This window comes from Brachybacterium aquaticum, from assembly GCF_014204755.1.
Classification (GTDB): Bacteria; Actinomycetota; Actinomycetes; order Actinomycetales; family Dermabacteraceae; genus Brachybacterium; species Brachybacterium aquaticum.
Genome location: NZ_JACHLZ010000001.1, coordinates 862931 through 882349, shown reverse-complemented (window position 1 = coordinate 882349; position 19419 = coordinate 862931). Strand labels below are relative to the sequence as shown.

Sequence of the window (19419 nt, the reverse complement as noted above, 5' to 3'; positions counted from 1 at the left end):
GCTACGTGACCGGCGCCCTGCGCGGGGGCGGCGCCCAGCTTTTGTGGACGGCCGCGCAGGGCCTCGTGCCCGATCGTGGGGCCCGGATGCGCCTGACGCAGCGTCGTCCACACCCCGATCCTGTGCCCGGGGAAGGGATGAGAGACTGTGCGGAACCGCGTGCTCAGGCCCGACCGGAAGGAACGTCGATGCCGCCTCGCTTCGTCCCGCTCTCCGACGTCGCGGAGATGCTCTCCATCTCCGCCTCCCAGGCCTACGCCCTCGTCCGCTCCGGCGAGCTGCGGGCGATCAAGGTCGGGGGCCGCGGGCAGTGGCGGGTCGAGGTGACCGAGATCGAGTCCTACATCCAGCGCAGCTACAAGCGCACCGAGGAGCTCCTCGCCGAGGAGCGGGCACTGGAGAACGGCCGCTCCGGGAGCTGATCGGCGCGCGGCCGCGCCACCCGGAAGCACCACACGGCAGCATCACTCGGACGCGCCACACGGCGGCACCGCGCGGCAGTGCACCAACCCCGCCCTCGCAGGCTCTCTCTGAGACGGCCCCTCAGTAAGGCAGGACGGCGCGCAGGGACGCGGTCGTCACGGTGAGCCTCGTCGAGCCGGGGACGCTCGAGGTCTCCCCCGTCGGCAGGGTGTTCACGTCCAGGGCATCGGCGCCGACGGCGGCGATCCTGCCGATCACGGTCCCCGCCGCCGTCTCCAGCCGCACGACGCTGCGGTCCCGCGCGATGCCCCGGAGCACCGAGCCGAGGCCGAGCAGCGAGTGGAGGGAGTCCTCGGCCGGGCGCGCGCGGGTCGGGAGGCCCTCCACGAACGCGATCGCCGCGAGCGGGACCAGGGAGTCCGCCGCCCGATCGCGCAGTGCGACCCAGTCCGCCCCCACCTCGCGCACCACCCCGGAGAGCCTCAGCCCGTCGCCCACGTGCACGGTCACCGGTCGTTCGCCGGCGCCGCGGAGCCTGTCCGCGAGCGTGAGCTGTGCACGCTCGGCGCGCGCGAGCTCCTCGGAGACGGCGCGCAGCTCCTCCTGCTGCTGGTGCGCGAACTGCCCCTCGAGGTCCTCGAAGATCCTCTCGAATCGCATGAACCCACTGTAGGCCGCCCGCACCTGCGCCGATCGCCCCTCCCCCGCCGCGCCCGATCCACACCCGGACCTCGACCGATTGCGTCCTGCATCACAGACGACTACCTTGCTCCATACGAGATCGAACAGATTCATTCGACATCAAACTGCATCAAACGACATCATCGCTCCCTCGAGGAGCGGTGTGCAGAGAAGGACGAGGGGGAGCGTCATGGGGGATGAGCAGCACACCGCAGGAGGTCCGAGACTCGGACCAGCCCTGTTCGGAGCGGTGATCAGCGCCGGCGGTGCCACCGCCATGGCCGTCACCGCCACGGTCCTGGAGGGCGCGGGCCGCACGGCCCACGGAGAGGACCGACTGATCGCCCTCGTGCTGGTGGCACTCGCGCTGCTGGGCACCGCGCTCTGCCTGTATCTCGCCGTCATCTGGGGGCTGGCCGCGGCGATCCTCCTGACCGGACCTGCCGGACGGACGGGACGGATGCTGCTGGGCGTCCTGCGGGTCATGGCACCGCGCCTCGCACGCCGGCTGAGCGTCGGGGCAGCGGTCGCCACGGCCACGACCGGGCTGGTGCTCGGCCCTGCCCTGGCGGTCGAGGGACCTGCGCACCCGGACCTGCACGACGCCGAGCCCGTCGCCTCGCAGATCCTGGAGGAGCTTCCGCTCGTGCTCCCTGCGGAGACCGGCGACCACAGCGCCGCCGAGAACAGCGGACCCGGTCCCGCGGACGACCCGGCAGCGGATGCCGACGACTCCTCGCCCCGGCCGCCCCTGGGCTGGGGCGACCCCACCCCCGCCGAGGCGCTCGAGGAGGACAGCGACGACACCGCTGCTCCCGAGAGCGGCGGCACGGACAGCACCGCCACCGAGTCGGCACCGCCGCGCACTGTGGTCGTCCAGGCGGGCGACTCGCTGTGGACCCTCACCGACGATCTTCTCGGGCCCCTGCCCGACGACCCCGCGGTGATCGCCGCGTCCTGGCCCGCGCTGTACGAGGCCAATGCGGACGTGATCGGTCCCGACGCGGACCTGCTCGTGCCGGGACAGGTGCTGACCGTTCCCGCGGCCCTGGAGGGGCAGGAGACATCATGAGCGACACCGATCAGAGCGTCATCCCGGCTGTCGCCGCCGTCGGCGGCCCGAACGACCCCCGCTCCGTCGAGAGGCTGATCGAGCCGGTCGCTCGCCGGGCGGTCGAGATCATCCGCGACATGCGCCCCGAGAACGCGCTGTCGCGGCTGGTCACGCCGGAGGTCGCCAGCACTCTGGCCCGGCGCGCCGCTCTCACCCGTCGGCTGCGGGCGTCCGCCGGCTACGCCCCGACCAGGCAGCTGCAGGTCACCGGGGTGCGGATGTGCGTGGTCAACGAGCACACCGTGGAGGCCAGCTGCGTGCTGCGAGAGCCGGACCGCGCCCGCTTCCTCGCCATGCGCTGGGAGCTGAGGCACAGCGGCTGGCGGGTCACCGTGCTCGAGATCGGCTGAGCGGGGCGCCCCTCGCCCGCCCCGTCACCGAGACCGGCAACGGCCCGGGTCGACATCCGTCAGGACATCGACCCGGGCCGCTCTGTCTCACTCAACAGCGCAGTCTGACTCCGCAGCGCAGTCTCACTCCGCTGCGCAGTCGCACTCAGCCGCGGCGGCGCTTCGCCCGGCGGCGCTGGGCGCGGTTGCCGCCGTCGCCCTGGGGCGCGCCCTCGGGCTTGTCGGAGACACGGTTAGCGGTGGCGGTGGCCGCATCACCCTCGCGGGCCTGACGGCGGCGCTGGGCGCGGGTGAGGGTCGCGGAGTCCTGCGCGCCGTCCCCCTCGGCGGAGCTGTAGCGCAGCTGACGGGCATTCGGCCCGTCGTCCAGGCCCTTGGCTCGCAGCACCACGGTGCTCTCCTGGGCCAGCTGCTCCGCGCGGGCCGCGGCGTCGTCCTCGGACTCCACCCCGTCGCCGAACAGCGAGTCGTCGTCCTCGACCTCGGTGGAGGCGTCGTCCCCGGCGGCGGTGTCCTCGGCGATCCCGTCGGCAGCCCCCTCGGAGACCGGCGCCGAGCCCTGCGCGGCCTCGGAGCCCTCCTCCGCGCCGGCAACCGCACCGGCCGGAGCCGCGGCGCTCGCCCGGGCGGCGCGGGCGGCGGCGCCCTTCGCGGACGCGCTGCGCAGCAGGTCGCTGACGGCCTTGGGGACCACGGGCTTGGCCTTCTCGACCTGGACCTCGAGGTTGTAGACGTAGCCGACCACATCCTCCTTCACCCCGGCCATCATGTCGTTGAACATGAGGTGGCCCTCGCGCTCGTACTCGATGAGCGGGTCGCGCTGGGCCATGGCGCGCAGGCCGATGCCCTCCTTGAGGTAGTCCATCTCGTAGAGGTGCTCGCGCCAGCGGCGGTCCATGACGCTCAGCAGCACGCGGCGCTGCAGCTGGTGCAGGCCCTCCTCGCCGAGCTCCTCCTCGCGCTTCTCGTAGGCGATCCGGGCGTCGGCGAGGATCTCCTCCTTCAGCAGCTTCGCCTCGAGGTTCTCCTTGCCGCCCACCTCGTCGACGACCTCCTGCGGGGTCAGCGAGATCGGGTAGACGGGACGCAGCGCGCCCCACAGCTCCTCGAGGTCGACGTCCTCGGCGGTCTTCCCGGCGGTGTGCTGGTCGACGGTGCCGCCGATGACCTCCTCGATGAAGCGCTGGATGTGCTCGTCGAGCTCCTCGCCCTCGAGGATGCGCGAGCGCTCCTCGTAGAACTTCTTGCGCTGCTTGGTCAGGACGTCGTCGTACTTCAGGACGTTCTTGCGGATCTCGGCGTTGCGCGACTCGATCGAGTTCTGCGCGCGCTGGATCGCGCCGGAGACCATGCGACCGGTCAGCGGGATCGACTCGTCCACGCCGCCGCGGGCCAGGAGCTGCTCGGCAGCGCCCGCGTTGAACAGGCGCATCAGGTCGTCCTGCAGGGACAGGTAGAAGCGGGACTCGCCCGGGTCGCCCTGACGGCCGGAGCGGCCGCGCAGCTGGTTGTCGATGCGACGGGACTCGTGCCGCTCGGTGCCCAGCACGTACAGACCGCCCAGCTCCACGACCTCATCGTGCTGCTCGGCGACCGCGCTCTTGGCGCGCTCGAGCTCCTCGTCCCACGCGGCCTCGTACGCCTCGGGATCCTCCTCGGCGTCCAGTCCGCGCTTCTCCAGCTCGGCATGGGCCATGAACTCGACGTTGCCGCCGAGCATGATGTCGGTGCCGCGACCGGCCATGTTCGTGGCGACGGTGACGGCGCCCTTCGCACCGGCCATGGCCACGATCGCGGCCTCACCGGCGTGGTTCTTGGCGTTGAGGACCTCGTGCTTGACGCCCTGGGCGGTCAGCAGCTTGGAGAGGTACTCGCTCTTCTCGACGCTGGTGGTGCCCACCAGCACCGGCTGGCCGGTCTCGTGCCGCTCGACGATGTCCTCGACGACCGCGTCGAACTTCGCCTTCTCGGTGCGGTAGATGCGGTCGGCCTTGTCCTCGCGCTGCATGGGGCGGTGCGTCGGGATCGGCACCACGCCCAGCTTGTAGGTGTTCATGAACTCGGCCGCCTCGGTCTCGGCGGTGCCGGTCATGCCCGAGAGCTTGTCGTAGAGCTTGAAGTAGTTCTGGAGGGTGATCGTGGCGAGGGTCTGGTTCTCGGCCTTGATCTTCACCCCCTCCTTGGCCTCGATGGCCTGGTGCATGCCCTCGTTGTAGCGGCGCCCGGCGAGGATGCGGCCGGTGTGCTCGTCGACGATCATCACCTCGCCGTTGAGGACCACGTAGTCCTTGTCCCGCTTGAACAGCTCCTTGGCCTTGATGGCGTTGTTGAGGAAGCCGATCAGCGGCGTGTTCAGCGACTCGTAGAGGTTGTCGATGCCCAGGTGGTCCTCGACCTTGTCGATCCCGGACTCGAGCACGCCCACGGTGCGCTTCTTCTCGTCGACCTCGTAGTCGCGGTCGCGGCGCAGGTGGGTGACGACCTTCGCGAACTCGCTGAACCACTTGTTCGCGTCCCCGGAGCCGGGCCCGGAGATGATCAGCGGCGTACGGGCCTCGTCGATGAGGATCGAGTCGACCTCGTCGACGATGGCGAAGAAGTGGCCGCGCTGGACCCGGTCCTCGGGGGTGAGCGACATGTTGTCGCGCAGGTAGTCGAAGCCGAACTCGTTGTTCGTGCCGTAGGTGATGTCCGCGGCGTACTGCTCGCGGCGCTCCTCCGGGGTCATCCCGGACTTGATCACACCGGTGGTCAGGCCCAGGGCGCGGAAGACGCGGCCCATGATGTCGCTCTGGTACCCGGCGAGGTAGTCGTTCACGGTGACGACGTGCACGCCCTTGCCCGCCAGGGCGTTGAGGTAGGCGGGCAGGGTCGCGACCAGCGTCTTGCCCTCACCGGTCTTCATCTCGGCGATGCGGCCGCGGTGCAGCGCGGCGCCGCCCATGATCTGCACGTCGTAGGGGCGCTGGCCGAGGGTGCGGTTCGCGGCCTCGCGGACCGCCGCGAAGGCCTCGACCTGGATGTCGTCGAGGGTCTCGCCGTCCTCCAGGCGCTCCCGGAAGCGGTCGGACTCCTCGCGCAGCTCCTCGTCCGTCAGGTCCGCGAAGACGTCTTCGGCCTCACCCACTCGCTGGGCGATGGCTTCGAGCCTGCGGACCTCCCGGCCTTCGCCGGCGCGCAGGATCTTGTCGAAGAGGTTGACCACTCGTGTGCTCCCGTAGGTGTCAGGGGACGTCCGGACGACCCGCTGCGGGCGTCCGCGACACCCCCGCGGACGGCTGATGCCTGACCCATCGTAAGCGTCGAGCCTCCGGATGCAGACCACCTGCGTGCCGCCTCACGCCTCCGGCGCGGCGCTCCTCACGGCCGACGGGGCTCGGCCCTCAGGTCCGACGGGGGCTCGGCCCTCAGGTCCGACGGGGGTTCAGCCCTCAGGTCCGACAGGGGCTCAGCGCCGGGCGAGGACCGCGGCGAGCGGGCCGGCCAGCTCGCGCATGCCCGCCCCGGTGCGCACCTCCACCGACGCAAGGCCCTGCCAGCGCGCGGCGAGCTCGAGCTCGCACGCGAGGGCTTCGAGCATCTGCTCCTGGTCGGGACGGGAGCGCGCGGGCAGGTGAGGCAGCGGCGGGCGGAAGGCGCCGCGCACCTCGAGCACGCTGCGGGCGCGGTCGGCGCCGAGGTCCACGAGGGCGGGGAACACGTCGCCGTGCAGGAAGAGCAGGGAGTAGTAGCCGATGGTGCGGCGCGGGGCGGGGGTGTAGATGCCGAGCCGGTACTCGAGGTCGAACAGCGCCTCGAGCCGGGGGCGGTGGAAGACCAGCGGGTCGAAGGGGCTGACCAGCGCGCTGCCGCGCACCGGCGAGGCGCCGGGGGCCTCCGGGTGCAGGAGCATCGTCCGCACCCCGGCGGAGTGGGCGACCTCGACCTCTCGCGCCTCGCCGCGGGCGACCATCGCCTCGAGCACGGGCCGCACGCGCAGCACGGGCAGGCGGAAGTAGTCGGCGACGGTGGCGGGCTCGGCGATGCCGAGCGCGCGCAGGGCCAGCGCCGTCAGCGCCGCGATCGACTCCTCCTCCGTCGGTGCGTCGGCCGGCGGGCCCGCCCCCTCCCCCACGCCTGCCTCGGAGGCGGCGGAGACGTAGAGCCGCTCGAACTGCGCGCTGCGGCCCACGCAGTCCAGGGCGCCGGTGCGGAACAGGTACTCGACCGCCCACTGGGTGCGGGTGCGCCGCCAGCCCCAGCCGTCGGGTCGCTCGGTGTCGCCGAGGTGGCGCGAGATCGCGGCGGCGCCGGCGGGCCCGATCTCGGCGAGCGCCTCGTGGATGCGGGGAAACAGGTGCGGGGAGGAGACGGCGACCTCGCGCAGCGCTCCCCAGTCGCGCTCGGAGACGGTGCGGCGGCGGAAGTGGAGCAGGTGCTGCACCTCGTCGGTCACGAAGGCGGCCTCGTGGGCGAAGCTCTCGCTGACCAGGCGGGAGCGCCCGGGGCGGGAGGCGCGGTCCAGCGCGGCCGGGTCCCACCGCCCGTGCCGGGTGTAGACGGGCAGGTGGTGGGCGCGGGCGAAGACGCTCACCGAGTCGATCTGCAGAAGGTGGGTGCGCTCGAGGGTGCGCACCAGGGCGCGGCGGCTGGTGGCGGTGTCCGGTGCCTCCGTGCGGCGGGAGCCGCCGATGCCCTGGGCCCGCAGGGCGGTGCGTCGCGCTGCGGTCCAGCTCAGCGTCCGGTTCCCTCGGGGATCCTCGGTCATGCGCGACGGTCCCCTGCGTCCTGCCGGGGCGTGCGCACACGCGAGGACGGGCGGAGACGTGCCGTGGTGCGCGCCCCCGCCCGTCCTCGGGCGGCAGGGCTCAAGAGGCCTTCTGCTCCCCGTCGAGCTCGATCACGCCGTAGCTCCAGCCCTTGCGGCGGTAGACCACCTTGGGGTTGCCGGACTCGGCATCGACGAAGAGGAAGAAGTCGTGACCCACCAGCTCCATCTGGTAGAGCGCGTCGTCGACGCTCATGGGCTTGGCGGGGTGCTTCTTCTCGCGGATCACGACCGGGCTGCCGGCCTCGGCGAGATCCGCCTCGTCGCCGCGGAGGTCGTCAGCGGGCGCGGTCGTCTCGTCGGGCTCGGCCACCGCCTCGGCGGCCTGCAGCGGCTCGGGGAGCTCCTGGTCCGCGGGCATGGTGCGGAGGCTGGCACCGGTGCCCTGGTGCGCGCGGTCGCGGCCGCGACGATGGTCCTTGCGACGGTCGCGGGCGCGACGGAGTCGTTCGAGGAGCTTGCCGTAGGCGATGTCCAGCGCGCCGTAGAGGTCGTCCGCCCGGGCCTCGGAGCGGATGACCGCGCCGTTCTCGTGGACGGTGAGCTCGACCCGGTCGCTGAGCTCGGCCTGTCGCGGGTTCTTCTCCTGCGAGATCTCCACGTCGACGCGAAGCGCCGCGGGGGCGAACTGGGTGACCTTGTCGAGCTTGTCGGTCAGATGGCGACGGAAACGGTCCGGGACGTCCATATGGCGTCCGACGACATTGATCTCCATGAGTGGGTTCTCCTCCTATCCGGGTGCGGCCGCTCGGAGCCCGGCCGCGATGGCTCTTCGGCTGGGGTGCGCACCTCCTGATCGAGGGGGTCTCGCCCGATGTGGCGAGAGCAACAGCATGCCACGTTTCTCTCCATGTTTCCTGTCCGTCGGTCCTGAAGAGACGGCCGGGTCATCTGCTGTTCACTCCGGTGGTCGCCGAGGGGTCGCGCGGCAGGCGCGCGGAGGCGACGACGACCGCTCCGAGCACCTCGATCCCCTGAGCGGTCAGCGCCTCGTGCATGCCCCGCAGCGTGGAGCCGGTGGTGACGACGTCGTCGACGATGACCACCCGGAGACGCCGGCGACCGGCGTCGCGGACCGCGCGCCCCTGCAGCCGGATGCGCCGCAGGCGCCGGGCCCGGGCTCCCCGTCCCTCCTGAGCGGTGGTGGGCGCGGCAGGGAGGAGCAGCGCATGACCGGCCCCTTCGCGCTGCAGCGCCCGCACCAGCTCGGCGGTGTGGTCCTCCCCGCGGCGCAGCCGGGCCGCGCGGCGCGAGGGCACCGGGACCAGGTGCGGACGCTCCCTGTCCGGCTCCCCTCCTGCCGTCGCCGATGCGTCCTGTGCGGGTCCGAGCAGGCCCACCGCCGGGGCGAGGGCGCGCGCGATCGGACCGCACAGATGCAGCATCCCGCCGTTCTTCCAGGCCAGCACCAGGCGCTGCAGGTCCCCGCCGTACTCGCCGAGCGCGAGCACCGGCAGCAGCGGGGTGTGGTCCACGCCCACCGGCAGCACCTCCCCCGCGCTGCGCTCCTCCCGCAGCCGCGCAGCGCTCAGCTCGAGCAGCGCATCGCACACGGACTCGACCCGCTGCGGGGTGCCGTGCAGCAGTGCGAGGCAGCGGCGGCACAGCCACGCGCCCTCGCGGCCGCAGGGGCAGACGCGCGGGGCGACGAGCGCACAGGTCTGCGCGGCGACCTCCAGCAGGCGGTCGCGCAGCCCGGTCGCGTCCGCTCCCGCGACGCGGCGATCGACAGCAGGTGCGTCCTCGTCCATGCCCCGATCCCAGCACTTCGGTGCGGCCCGCGCCGACCGGGCCCGACGCCTGTGGACGGACGCGGGCTGGGGAGGAGCAGTCGCCGCTGGGCGTGCTCGGTGCACCGTGCTCAGCAGACCGTGCTCAGCAGACCGTGCTCAGCAGACCGTGCTCAGCAGCACCGTGCTCAGTAGAAGGACGGGTCGCGACCGGCGAGGTCCACGGTGGTCCAGCCCTCGCCGTCGGTGCGGCGCAGCTCGCCGGCGGCGGTGCTCGACCAGAGGGTGTCCGCCACGGCGGAGCCGACGATGCGCTCCGTGCCGGCCGCCGGTGTGGGCAGGGGCTCGACCTCGCCGGCGAGGTCCAGCAGCTGCGCCCGCAGCTCGCCGGTGGTGGGATCCGCGCCGAGCACCACGGCGACCACCTCGTCGTACCAGCTCGCCTGGGTGACGTCGTCGAGGAAGGGGCGGATGACGACCGGGTCGGTGAGCGAGGCGGGCACCCCCTCCGCATCGCGCACGACCGCGCACAGGTCCAGGCGGGTGCCGCCGGCGTCGGCCGAGAGCACGAGCATGCGCGTGTCGTCGGCCGCGATGTCCAGCGCCCGCACCTCGCGGCCCGCGAGCCAGGGCGCATCGACCTTCGCGTCCCGCTCGGCGCTGGTCCCCGACAGCGCCGACACCGCGCCCGGGTTCTGCCGCACGGAGGTCCACACGTAGCCGGAGCCGTCGATCCGCGGGGCGACGAACACTCCGCCGGTGGCCGCCTCGCGCAACGGCACGGAGTCGTCGCTCGAGGCGATCAGGACCGTGGACCCCTCGGGGCTGCGGGCCGCGGCCAGCACCCCGTCCTGGGCGATCGTCGGGGAGGCGACCTCCATCCCGGCGAGCGCCGGAACCAGCTGGGCCGGCGGGTCGGCCGCGCCGATGTCGGCCAGGGACACCACCCCTGCCTCGCCCGCGGCGATGGGGCGGTGCCCGGGCAGGGCACGGTCGGCACGGCCCGCCTCGTCGATGATCACGTCCTGGCCCTTGCGCATCAGGCGCACGCCGGAGAGGCTGAGCAGCGAGCGCAGGGACGCCTCGAGCTGGGAGAGGGCGAGGGCGCGCGGACCTGCCCCGAGCGTGGCGATGGCCGCGGGTACCTCGACCCGGGCGGAGCCGTCCACACCGATCTCGATAGCGGCGTCGGCGATGTCGGCGCTGCGCGGCACCTGGGAGCCGACAGCGCCCTCGAGGAAGGGGGCGGGGCCGGCCACGAGCCCTTCGAGCACTGCCGCGGCCCCGCGGCGCAGCGGCACGAAGCGGTGGTCGGGGACCAGGTGCCGGGAGCGGGCGTCGAGGAAGTAGAGACGGGCGGGGGCGTAGAGGGTCTCGAAGGCCGCCTCGGACAGGAAGATGCCGTCGGGCACCTCGCTGAGCCGCCACTGGTCCTCGACCTCCTCGACGGCGACCTCGACCTCGCGCGACGAGGCGGAGGGGAGCATGCTGCGCACCCCGGTCCCGTCGACCGAGGCGAGGACCTGGAGCACGAGGGAGAGGCGGCCCTCGCCGACCTCCTCCACCCGCAGCTCCTGGCTGCCGGAGTAGACGGTGATCCCGGCCGAGGGGTCCCAGCGCTCGCTCTCGGCCTCCGTGAGATAGGCGCGGGCGACGGCGAAGTCGTCCTCGGAGCCGACGCCGGCCTGGACGAATCCGGCGAGGACCTCCTGGGCGGTCGCCCCGTCGGAGGGCGGCAGGGCGCGGACGTAGGGCGCGCCAGGGTGGGACTGGCCGGGCAGGACCTGGCTGTCGATGCCGGAATCCGTGGGGATGCGCGCGCACCCGGCGCCGAGGCCGAGAAGCGCGGCGGCGCCGAGGGCGTGGAGGATGCTGCGGCGTGCGGGTCTCATCGTGCGTCTCCGTCCTCTCCGTCGGCGGGGGCGGTGGGGTCCGCGGGGGCGGTTCTCCCTGTGGGGGCGGTGATCTCGGTGGGGGCGGTGATCTCGGCGGGGGCGGTGATCTCGGTGGTCTCGGGCTCTGCCAGGTCGGGGAGCAGGCCGGGGCCGATGCGGATCTCCCCCGTCGGGGTCGGGGAGACGGCCTTATCGGCCTGGGCGCGGTCGAAGGGTCGCTCGAGGCGCAGCGGGGAGCGGCGCAGATCGGTGCCGGGCCGGCGCGGCAGGGTCAGGCGGAACACGGCGCCCTCGCCCTCCTGGCCCCAGGCCTGCAGCCAGCCGCCGTGCAGCCGCGCGTCCTCCACGGAGATCGACAGTCCGAGCCCCGTGCCGCCGAGAGTGCGGGCACGGGAGGGATCCGCCCGCCAGAACCGGTCGAAGACCCGCCTCGCGTCCTCCGGGGAGATGCCGCGCCCGAAGTCCTGGACCACCACGGCGACCGCGTCGTCGTCCCCCGCGGTCTGGACCAGGACCGGGTGACCGGCGCCGTGCTCGATCGCATTGGTGAGGAGGTTGCGCAGGATGCGGTCCACGCGCCGGGCGTCGACCACGGCGCTCGCATCCCCGTCGGTCAGGCGAACGTCCAGCAGGCAGCCGCGGGCGCCGGCGAGCGGGCGCACGTCCTCGACGGCGCGCAGCACGAGCGCGTCGAGGTCCTCGCGCTGGGCCTCGAGCTCCGCGGCGCCGGCGTCGAAGCGGGAGATCTCCAGCAGGTCGGCGAGCAGCACGTCGAAGCGCTGCACCTGGGCGTTCAGCAGCTCGGTGGTGCGCTGCAGCTCGCCGGGCAGCTCGCTGCGCCGCGAGTCCAGCACGGAGGAGGCCATGCGGATGGTGGTCAGCGGCGTGCGCAGCTCGTGGGAGACGTCGGAGACGAAGCGCTGCTGGACGCGGGAGAGCTCGGTCAGGTCAGCGACCTTCTGCTCGAGGCTGAGGGCCATGTCGTTGAAGGACTCCCCCACCAGCGCGAGCTCGTCGGCGCCCGCCACCTCCACCCGGGCGCCGAGGTCGCCGGCGGCCATCCGCTCGGCGGCCTGGGCGGCGCGCTTCAGGGGTGTGGTCACCAGTCGCGCCACCACGATCGCGATGCCGACGATGAGGGCCAGCAGCACCGCCCCGCCGCCCAGGATCACGCGCTGGACGAAGTCGAGGGTCTGCTGCTCCTCCTGCAGGGAGTAGACGAGGTAGAGGTCGTAGGAGCCGGAGCCGGGCACGATCACTCGCGTGCCCACGAGCAGGGCGGGGGTCGGCCTGCCGCTGCCGTCGTCGCGACCGATCGAGCGCCACGAGACCGCATCGGGCTGCTCGGCGACCGCGGCGGAGAACTCGTCATCGACCTCGTCGAACAGGGTGCGGTCCGAAGAGGCGACGGGGAACACGGTGCCGGTGGTCTCCACCGGCACGAGCGCCACCTCGCGGCGGTCGCCGCCGCCCTGCCCGCCCGTGCTCTGCACGAAGGAACTCACCGCGTCCTGCTGCTGGGTGCTGGTGGCACCGGAGAGCTGGGCGAGGGTGTCGGACAGGTCCGTGCGCACCTGCAGGGTCTCCTCGAGCACCCGGTCGCGGCGCTGCTCGTAGAGGCCGTCGGCGATCACCGAGGAGAGATAGGCGCCCACGATCAGCAGCGCGATGGTGGACAGCAGCGTCGTCACCATCACCACGCGCAGCGCGAGGGACCAGCTGCGCGGGTCCAGGACCCGCCGGGCCGCCCGCTTCCAGGCAGGCACGGCGTCGCCGGGAGTGGAGGATCCGCCGGCCGAGTCCTCCCCGCCCTCGGGGCCGGGGTCCACGACGTCGGCGGCGCCCGTGGCCTCGCGGGTCCCGGTGGCGCTCACCGCCGGCCCGGCACGATCAGGACCCGGTCCCGGCGCGGTAGCCGACCCCGCGCACCGTCACCACGATCGCGGGGTTCTCCGGGTCGTGCTCGATCTTGGAGCGCAGGCGCTGGACGTGCACGTTGACCAGGCGGGTATCGGCGCTGTGCCGGTAGCCCCACACGTCCCGCAGCAGAACGTCGCGGGTGAAGACCTGCCAGGGCTTGCGGGCCAGCTGCGTGAGCAGGTCGAACTCGAGCGGGGTCAGGGAGATCAGCTCGCCGTCGCGGCGCACCTCGTGCCCGTCCACGTCGATGGTGAGGTCCCCGATGCTGAGATGCTCGGTGGTCGCGGTCTCGGTGCGACGCACCCGGGCCTTGATGCGGGCGACCAGCTCGTCCGGCTCGAAGGGCTTGGTGAGGTAGTCGTCGGCCCCCGCCTCGAGCCCCTCCACCACGTCGGCGGTGTCGGTGCGGGCGGTGAGCATGATGATCGGCACGCCGGACTCGCGGCGGATGCGGCGGCACACCTCGATCCCGTCGATGCCGGGGAGCATGAGGTCCAGCAGCACGAGGTCGGGGCGCAGGCGCGGGAACGCCTCCAGGGCGGAGGCGCCGTCGGGCGAGGTGGCGACCTCGAAGCCCTTGCCGCGCAGAACGATGCCGACCATCTCGGCGATCGCCTGATCGTCGTCGACCACGAGGATCCGTGAAGGCGTCGTCATGACCGCCATTGTGCCACCGTGCAGGCCGTGCGCCTGGGAGGAGGCGTCCAGGGTGTGCCTCGTCATGCTCGCGGCGGTGCGTTCTCGGGCGGTTCGGTCGGGCGGTTCGGCCCGGGCAGTCCGAGGGGAGCGCGGCCGACGGGATCGCCGGACGACACCAGGTCCTCGACGTTCGTCGTATCGGCCAAGGGCCCCGCACTCCGTACTGTCGTGCGCAGGAGATTTCCGCTCCCGTGCGTCCGTCCGGACCGGGACCCGATCTGAGGAGGACCGATGAGCAGCCCGTGGACCGCGCCCGGTGCGTCCGGACCCGCCGACGCCGACGGCCCTCGCGACCCGCAGGCCCCCGCAGCATCGCAGCAGTACGGGGCGCCCCAGCAGTACGGCGCACCGCAACAGTACGGGGCGCCGCAGCAGCCGCCGCCCGGTGCCGCACCCGGCGCCCCGCGCCGCGAGCTGGTCCAGGCCATGCCGCTGTTCCCACTGCGTCCGCTGGGCGTCGGCGAGATCCTCGGCGCCGCGGTGCGGATCTACCGTCTGCGCCCGCGGGCCGTGCTCGGCCTCGCCGCCATCGTGTTCGGGATCGCCTTCGTGCTGATCACCCTGCTCACCGGCGCGGGGATGGTCCCGTTCTACGGGGAGATGCAGGCCTCCCTCCAGGATCCGACGGGGAGCACCGAGGTGACCTCGGTCGGCTCCGTCGGCGACCTGGTGCTGCTGCTGTCCACCACCGTCGCCACCGGCCTCATCTCCCTGCTGGCAACGTCGCTGGTCACCGTGTCCCTCACCCGGGTCGCGCTCGGCGAGGCCGTGGGGCGCCCGGTGAGCACCTCCGAGATGTGGGCGACCATGCGCCGCCGCGGCCTGCCCGCGATCGGGGTGGGGCTCGTGATCGCCGTGCTCGGCACGCTGCTGTTCTCGATCCTGCTGGGCCTCGGGATGCTGCCGATCCTGCTCGTGCAGGAGGGGACCTGGTACACCGTCGTGCCGATCGTGCTGGGCGCGATCGTCGGCGTGCTGGCCGTGCTGTGGCTGTGGGCGCGCACCCTGCTCGCCGTGCCCGCCGTGGTGATCGAGGGGACCGGGGTACTCGCCTCGCTGCGGCGCAGCCTCCAGCTCACCGCCGGTCGCCGCTTCTGGCGCGTCGTGGGCCTGGCCGCGCTGCTGTACCTGCTCTACACGGTCGCGGTGCAGATCGTCGCGAGCGTGTTCGGCGTCCTCGCCACCGTCCTCTACATGGCGATCCTGCTGGCGAGCGGCTTCGAGGCGGTCGTGCTCGCCATGGCGGTGCTGACCATCCTCACGATGCTCGGCAGCTACCTCGCCTCGGTGATGCTCGCTCCCTTCCTCTCCGCGGGAATCGTCGCGATCTACGCGGACGTGCGGATGCGCCACGAGGCCTGGGACGTGGAGTTGATCCGCCTCTCCCGCGAGGCCTGGGTCGCGGACGGGACGCGATGACTCCCCTCGGAGCGCTGCCGGCGGGCCCGGTGCCCGCCGGCCCGCCGCTGGATCCCGACGAGGCGCGCGCCCGCGTCCTCGAGGAGCTGGGGAAGTCCGAGTACGACGACTCCCCCGGTTTCGTGGCCTGGCTGCTCTCCACGATCGAGAACTGGCTGGCGGAGATGATGGACGGGGTGGACGGCACCTCGGCCGTGCTCACCGGCGTCACCGTGGCCCTCGCCCTCGCCCTGATCATCGCGGCGGTGCTGGTGCTGCGCCGCACAGGCCTGCTGCGCCGCAGCCCCGCCCTCGAGGTCTCCGCCGAGCTCGACGCCGAGCCGGTGCTCACCGGTGCCGAGCTGCGCCAGGCGTCCCGGGACGCGATCGGGGCCGGCCGCACCGATGACGGCACGGTCCTGGCCCTGCGCGCCCTCGTGCGCGACCTCGAGGAGCGCACCCTGCTGGACGTCGCCGCGGGGATGACCGCCCATGAGGCCGCGGTCCGTGCCGCGGCAGCGTTCCCCGAGCTGCGCGGCCGGCTCCAGCGCGGCGCGGACGCCTTCGACACCGCCGCCTACTCGCACCGCTCCACCACCGCCAAGCAGGCCGACGACCTGCTGCGCCTGGCCGAGTACATCGCCGAGTCCTCGCCCGACCTCGCCGCGGCCGACGAGGCCTCCGGGGTCGGCGGGACCAGCGGGGCAGGCGGAACGCCGACGGGGGCGGGCGGATGAGCACCGCGACGCGCACGGCACCGCGCACCATCGGCAGCGAGGGGCCCGCCCCCCGCCCAGGCGCCACCCGCCCAGGCGCCACCCGCGGCGAGGCGACCGAGCGGCGTCGACCGTGGCTGATCATCGCGGTCGCCCTCGCGATGGCCGCCGCGCTGCTCATCTCGGTCGCGCGCGGCGCCTACCGCGACGGACCGCTGGAGCCGGATGCGCCGAGCGCCGGCGGCTCCAAGGCCGTCGTCCAGGTGCTCGGCGACCTGGGAGTCGCCGTCGAGACCCGCCGGCACACCGCCGACGCCGCCGACGCCCTGCGCGAGGGCGGCACGGTGCTGGTCACCGATCCCCGGATGCTGAACGCCGAGCAGATCATCGCCCTGGACGAGGCGCGCGACGAGGGGGACGGCCGGCTCGTGCTGGTCCAGCCCGACTTCGTGGTCCTGTCCTACATCACCACCGGCATCTTCCCCTCCGGCGCGCTGCGCAGCGGCGCCGAGGTGCCGGCCGGGCCCGGCTGCGACGACCTCGCCCACGGCGCCCGCATCCTCGAGGTGCCGGACGCGGAGGACGCGCTGCGCGGACCCGCCACCCTGTACACCACCTCGGGCTCCGCGTCCTCCTGCTTCACCGCCGACGGCGGCGCGCTCGTCGCCGAGCAGGACGGGGTGCTGGTGCTCGGCAGCGCCGACCTCCTGACCAACGACGGGGTGCGGCTGGCCGACAACTCCGCGCTCGTGCTGAACGCCCTGTCCGGCGCGTCCGACGCGGACGGCAGGAAGGGCACCGCCGCCGCCTCCGGGACCGGCACCGAAGCCGAGGTGCTGACCTGGTACGTCCCGTCCTCGACCGATCCGATGGGCACCTCGTCCCAGACCCTGCTGGGGTACCTGCCTGGCTGGGCGGGACCGCTCGCGGCCTGGCTGCTGCTCGTCGCCGCGATCGCGCTCCTCGCCCTCGGGCGACGGCCCGGCCCGGTGGTCGTGGAGCCGCTGCCGGTGACGGTGCGGCCCCAGGAGATGGTGCTCGGCCGGGCCCGGCTGATGCAGCGCGCCGAGCAGCGCGACGCGGCCGCCGCATCCTTGCGCGCAGCGACGGCGACGCGCCTCGCCGACCGGCTCGGGCTGCGCCACGAGTCGTCCCTGGACGGGCTGCTCGCCGCCCTCGCGCCCCATGTCTCGGCCGACGGGACGCGCCTTCGCGCCCTGCTCGGCCCCTCCCCAGTCAGCACCGACCAGGACCTCGTGCGCCTCGCGCACGACCTCGACAGCCTCGAGAAGGAGATCGACCGATGACCGACCCCACCCCGGGCACCGTCCCCCCGCAGCCCGCCGCCGAGAACACCGAGCAGGACGTCGACCTCGACACCCGCGCCCACCTCCAGAGCCTCGCCGCCGAGATCCACAAGGGCGTGGTAGGCCAGGACGCGGCCGTGACCAGCCTCGTCGTCGCGCTGCTGTGCCGCGGCCATGTACTGCTGGAGGGCGTGCCCGGGGTCGCCAAGACCCTGCTGGTGCGCTCCCTCGCCGCCGCGATGGACGTGCGCATGCGCCGCGTCCAGTTCACCCCGGACATGATGCCCGGCGACATCACCGGCTCCCTCGTCTACGACAACTCCACCAGCGACCTCGTGTTCCGCGAGGGTCCGGTGTTCACCAACCTGCTGCTGGCCGACGAGATCAACCGCACGCCCCCGAAGACCCAGTCCGCGCTGCTCGAGGCGATGGAGGAGCGGCAGGTGACCATCGACGGCGCGAGCCGCCCCCTGCCGGATCCGTTCCTGGTCATCGCCACGCAGAACCCGATCGAGTTCGACGGCACCTACACGCTGCCCGAGGCGCAGCTGGACCGCTTCCTGCTCAAGGCCGTCATGCCGCTGCCGGAGCGGGAGGTGGAGGTGGACGTGCTGCGCCGCCACGCCGACGGCTTCGACACCACCGACCTCGCCGCGATGGGGCTGCGCGCCGTCGTGGACGTGCCGACCCTGCACCGCGCCCAGCAGGACGTCGCCCGGGTCGTCGCCGAGGACCCGGTGGTGCAGTACATCGTGGACGTGTGCCGGGCGACCCGCCGCTCCCCGAGCCTCACCCTCGGCGTCTCCCCGCGCGGCGCGATCGCGCTGCTGCGCACCTCCCGCGCCTGGGCGTACCTCTCGGGCCGCGACTTCATCACCCCGGACGACGTGAAGACCATGGCCCCTTCCACCCTCTCCCACCGCGTGCGGCTGACCACCGAGGCGGAGCTCGAGGGCACCCAGGTGGAGGCGGTGCTCGCCGCGACCCTCGCCTCCGTGCCGGTGCCGCGCTGAGCGGCGACACCCGGGCTGATGCACAGAACGACAGACGGACGGAAGGACGGACGGTGACGACCCGATGAGGATCTCCCTGACCCCGCGCGCGGCCCTGGCCGCGCTGCTGGCCGTGCCCGTCATCGTGCTGTGGCCGCAGTGGTGGATGCTGCTGGTGCTCGCCGTGGTGTGGGCGGCGGTGGTGCTCGCCGATGCCCTCGCCGCCGCGGATCCGCGACGGATCCGGGTGCGCCGGGAGGCGCCGACGCAGGTGCGGCTCGGCGGGACGGTCGGCGGCAGGCTGCTGCTGACGAACCCCACGGGCCGGCGCGCGAGGCTCGAGGTGCGCGACGCCTGGAACCCCACCGCGGGCCTGGACGACCAGCATGCCCGCCTCGAGGTGCCCTCCGAGGAGCGTCGCGCGATCACCCAGCACTTCACCCCGACCCGCCGCGGCGAGCACCGCTCCCGCGAGGTGCTCGTCTCCTCCCTCGGCCCGCTGGGCCTGGCCCGTCGCTCCGCCCGCGCCGACGCCCCGGGCCGGATGCTGGCCCTGCACCCCTTCGGCGCGCGCCGGCACCTGCCCTCCCGGGTGCAGCGACTGCGCGAGCTCGAGGGGCTCGCTGCGATCCATCAGCGCGGCCAGGGCACCGAGTTCGATTCGCTGCGCGACTTCGTGGACGGGGACGACGTCCGCTCCATCGACTGGCGCGCCACCGCGCGGCGCCGAAGTGTCGTGGTGCGCACCTGGCGGCCCGAGCGGGACCGGCACGTGCTCATCGTGGTGGACACCTCCCGCACCTCCGCCGGACGGCTCGGGGAGGCCACCCGCCTGGACGCCCAGTTCGATGCCGCGCTGCTGCTCACGGCGCTCGCCGGACAGGCCGGCGACCGGGTGGACCTGCTGTGCGTGGACCGCATCCCCCACGTCTCCGTGCTGGGCTCCACCCGCACCAAGGTGCTGCACGACATGGTCACCGCCACCGCCGCCGTGGAGCCGGCGCTCGTGGAGACCGACTGGGAGCTCGCCGCCTCCACGATCGCCGAGCGCACCCGGCGCGGCTCGCTCGTGGTGCTGCTGACCCCGATCGAGGCCGCCGCGGTCCACTCCGGGCTGCTGCCGGTCGCGGCGCGCCTGGCCCGTGACCACCCGCTCGTGGTCGCCTCCGTCGCCGATCCGGCGCTCGAGGAGCTCGCCGCCGGGCGTGGGGATCTCGAGGCCGTGTACCGTGCCGCCGCGGCCGAGCGCGCCCGCGGCGAGCGCACCGGTGTGGCCCGTGCGCTGGAGCGGGTGGGCGCCCATGTGGTCGACGCCCCGCCGGACCGGGCACCGCAGGACCTGGCCGATGCCTACCTCGCACTGAAGGCCGCCGGGCGGCTGTAGCAG

General features: G+C 73.5%; 16 protein-coding genes. 8 read left to right on the top strand and 8 right to left on the bottom strand.

The window, feature by feature from the left end:
* Positions 1 to 188: 188 nt before the first annotated feature.
* Positions 189 to 422 carry a helix-turn-helix domain-containing protein gene (locus tag HNR70_RS03860; RefSeq protein WP_184324489.1) on the top strand — a complete coding sequence of 78 codons (234 nt, stop codon included), beginning with the start codon at positions 189 to 191 and terminating at the stop codon, positions 420 to 422.
* Positions 423 to 543: 121 nt separating this feature from the next.
* Here HNR70_RS03860 and HNR70_RS03855 read toward each other — a convergent pair whose 3' ends face one another.
* A complete protein-coding gene (locus HNR70_RS03855; RefSeq protein ID WP_184324488.1) occupies positions 544 to 1083 on the bottom strand; it encodes a hypothetical protein in 540 nt (179 codons plus the stop codon).
* Between the two features lie 211 nt (positions 1084 to 1294).
* Here HNR70_RS03855 and HNR70_RS03850 point away from each other — a divergent pair, with 211 nt between their 5' ends.
* Both HNR70_RS03850 and HNR70_RS03845 read left to right on the top strand, forming a co-directional pair.
* Positions 1295 to 2176 carry a LysM peptidoglycan-binding domain-containing protein gene (locus tag HNR70_RS03850; protein WP_184324487.1) on the top strand — a complete coding sequence of 294 codons (882 nt, stop codon included), beginning with the start codon at positions 1295 to 1297 and terminating at the stop codon, positions 2174 to 2176.
* Positions 2173 to 2568, top strand: coding sequence for an Rv3235 family protein (locus HNR70_RS03845; protein WP_184324486.1), 396 nt, complete (start codon positions 2173 to 2175; stop codon positions 2566 to 2568). Before HNR70_RS03850 ends, HNR70_RS03845 begins: the two co-directional genes overlap by 4 nt.
* 145 nt (positions 2569 to 2713) lie before the next feature.
* On the opposite strand, the gene secA is transcribed toward HNR70_RS03845, so the two are convergent.
* The 7 genes from secA to mtrA form a co-directional block, all read right to left on the bottom strand.
* Positions 2714 to 5773, bottom strand: a complete 3060-nt coding sequence (secA, locus tag HNR70_RS03840; RefSeq protein WP_184324485.1) for a preprotein translocase subunit SecA — start codon at positions 5771 to 5773, stop codon at positions 2714 to 2716.
* 243 nt (positions 5774 to 6016) lie between these two features.
* Positions 6017 to 7315, bottom strand: a complete 1299-nt coding sequence (locus tag HNR70_RS03835; protein WP_184324484.1) for a winged helix-turn-helix domain-containing protein — start codon at positions 7313 to 7315, stop codon at positions 6017 to 6019.
* Between the two features lie 100 nt (positions 7316 to 7415).
* Positions 7416 to 8090 carry a ribosome hibernation-promoting factor, HPF/YfiA family gene (gene hpf, locus HNR70_RS03830; protein ID WP_184324483.1) on the bottom strand — a complete coding sequence of 225 codons (675 nt, stop codon included), beginning with the start codon at positions 8088 to 8090 and terminating at the stop codon, positions 7416 to 7418.
* A 172-nt stretch (positions 8091 to 8262) separates the two neighbouring features.
* The gene (locus HNR70_RS03825; protein ID WP_184324482.1) at positions 8263 to 9126 is read right to left on the bottom strand and encodes a phosphoribosyltransferase family protein; all 864 of its coding nucleotides are present in this window, start codon (positions 9124 to 9126) and stop codon (positions 8263 to 8265) included.
* A 167-nt stretch (positions 9127 to 9293) separates the two neighbouring features.
* Positions 9294 to 10997 carry an LpqB family beta-propeller domain-containing protein gene (locus HNR70_RS03820; RefSeq protein ID WP_184324481.1) on the bottom strand — a complete coding sequence of 568 codons (1704 nt, stop codon included), beginning with the start codon at positions 10995 to 10997 and terminating at the stop codon, positions 9294 to 9296.
* Positions 10994 to 12874, bottom strand: a complete 1881-nt coding sequence (gene mtrB, locus HNR70_RS03815) for an MtrAB system histidine kinase MtrB (RefSeq protein ID WP_312857557.1) — start codon at positions 12872 to 12874, stop codon at positions 10994 to 10996. Before mtrB ends, HNR70_RS03820 begins: the two co-directional genes overlap by 4 nt.
* Positions 12875 to 12890: 16 nt before the next feature.
* Complete coding sequence (gene mtrA / locus HNR70_RS03810) at positions 12891 to 13586, bottom strand: MtrAB system response regulator MtrA (RefSeq protein ID WP_281383243.1); 696 nt, start codon at positions 13584 to 13586, stop codon at positions 12891 to 12893.
* A 264-nt stretch (positions 13587 to 13850) separates the two neighbouring features.
* Here mtrA and HNR70_RS03805 point away from each other — a divergent pair, with 264 nt between their 5' ends.
* From HNR70_RS03805 to HNR70_RS03785, 5 genes are all read left to right on the top strand, one after another.
* On the top strand, positions 13851 to 15038 hold the full coding sequence (locus tag HNR70_RS03805; RefSeq protein WP_184324479.1) for a glycerophosphodiester phosphodiesterase: 1188 nt from the start codon (positions 13851 to 13853) through the stop codon (positions 15036 to 15038).
* Positions 15035 to 15754, top strand: a complete 720-nt coding sequence (locus HNR70_RS03800; protein WP_184324478.1) for a DUF4129 domain-containing protein — start codon at positions 15035 to 15037, stop codon at positions 15752 to 15754. Before HNR70_RS03805 ends, HNR70_RS03800 begins: the two co-directional genes overlap by 4 nt.
* A complete protein-coding gene (locus HNR70_RS03795; RefSeq protein ID WP_184324477.1) occupies positions 15751 to 17040 on the top strand; it encodes a DUF4350 domain-containing protein in 1290 nt (429 codons plus the stop codon). Before HNR70_RS03800 ends, HNR70_RS03795 begins: the two co-directional genes overlap by 4 nt.
* Positions 17037 to 18053 (top strand): AAA family ATPase, encoded by a 1017-nt coding sequence (locus HNR70_RS03790; RefSeq protein ID WP_184324476.1) that lies wholly within the window; start codon positions 17037 to 17039, stop codon positions 18051 to 18053. The genes HNR70_RS03795 and HNR70_RS03790 overlap by 4 nt, the downstream gene beginning before the upstream one ends.
* A gap of 64 nt (positions 18054 to 18117) precedes the next feature.
* Positions 18118 to 19416, top strand: a complete 1299-nt coding sequence (locus HNR70_RS03785; RefSeq protein WP_184324475.1) for a DUF58 domain-containing protein — start codon at positions 18118 to 18120, stop codon at positions 19414 to 19416.
* Positions 19417 to 19419 lie beyond the last annotated feature (3 nt).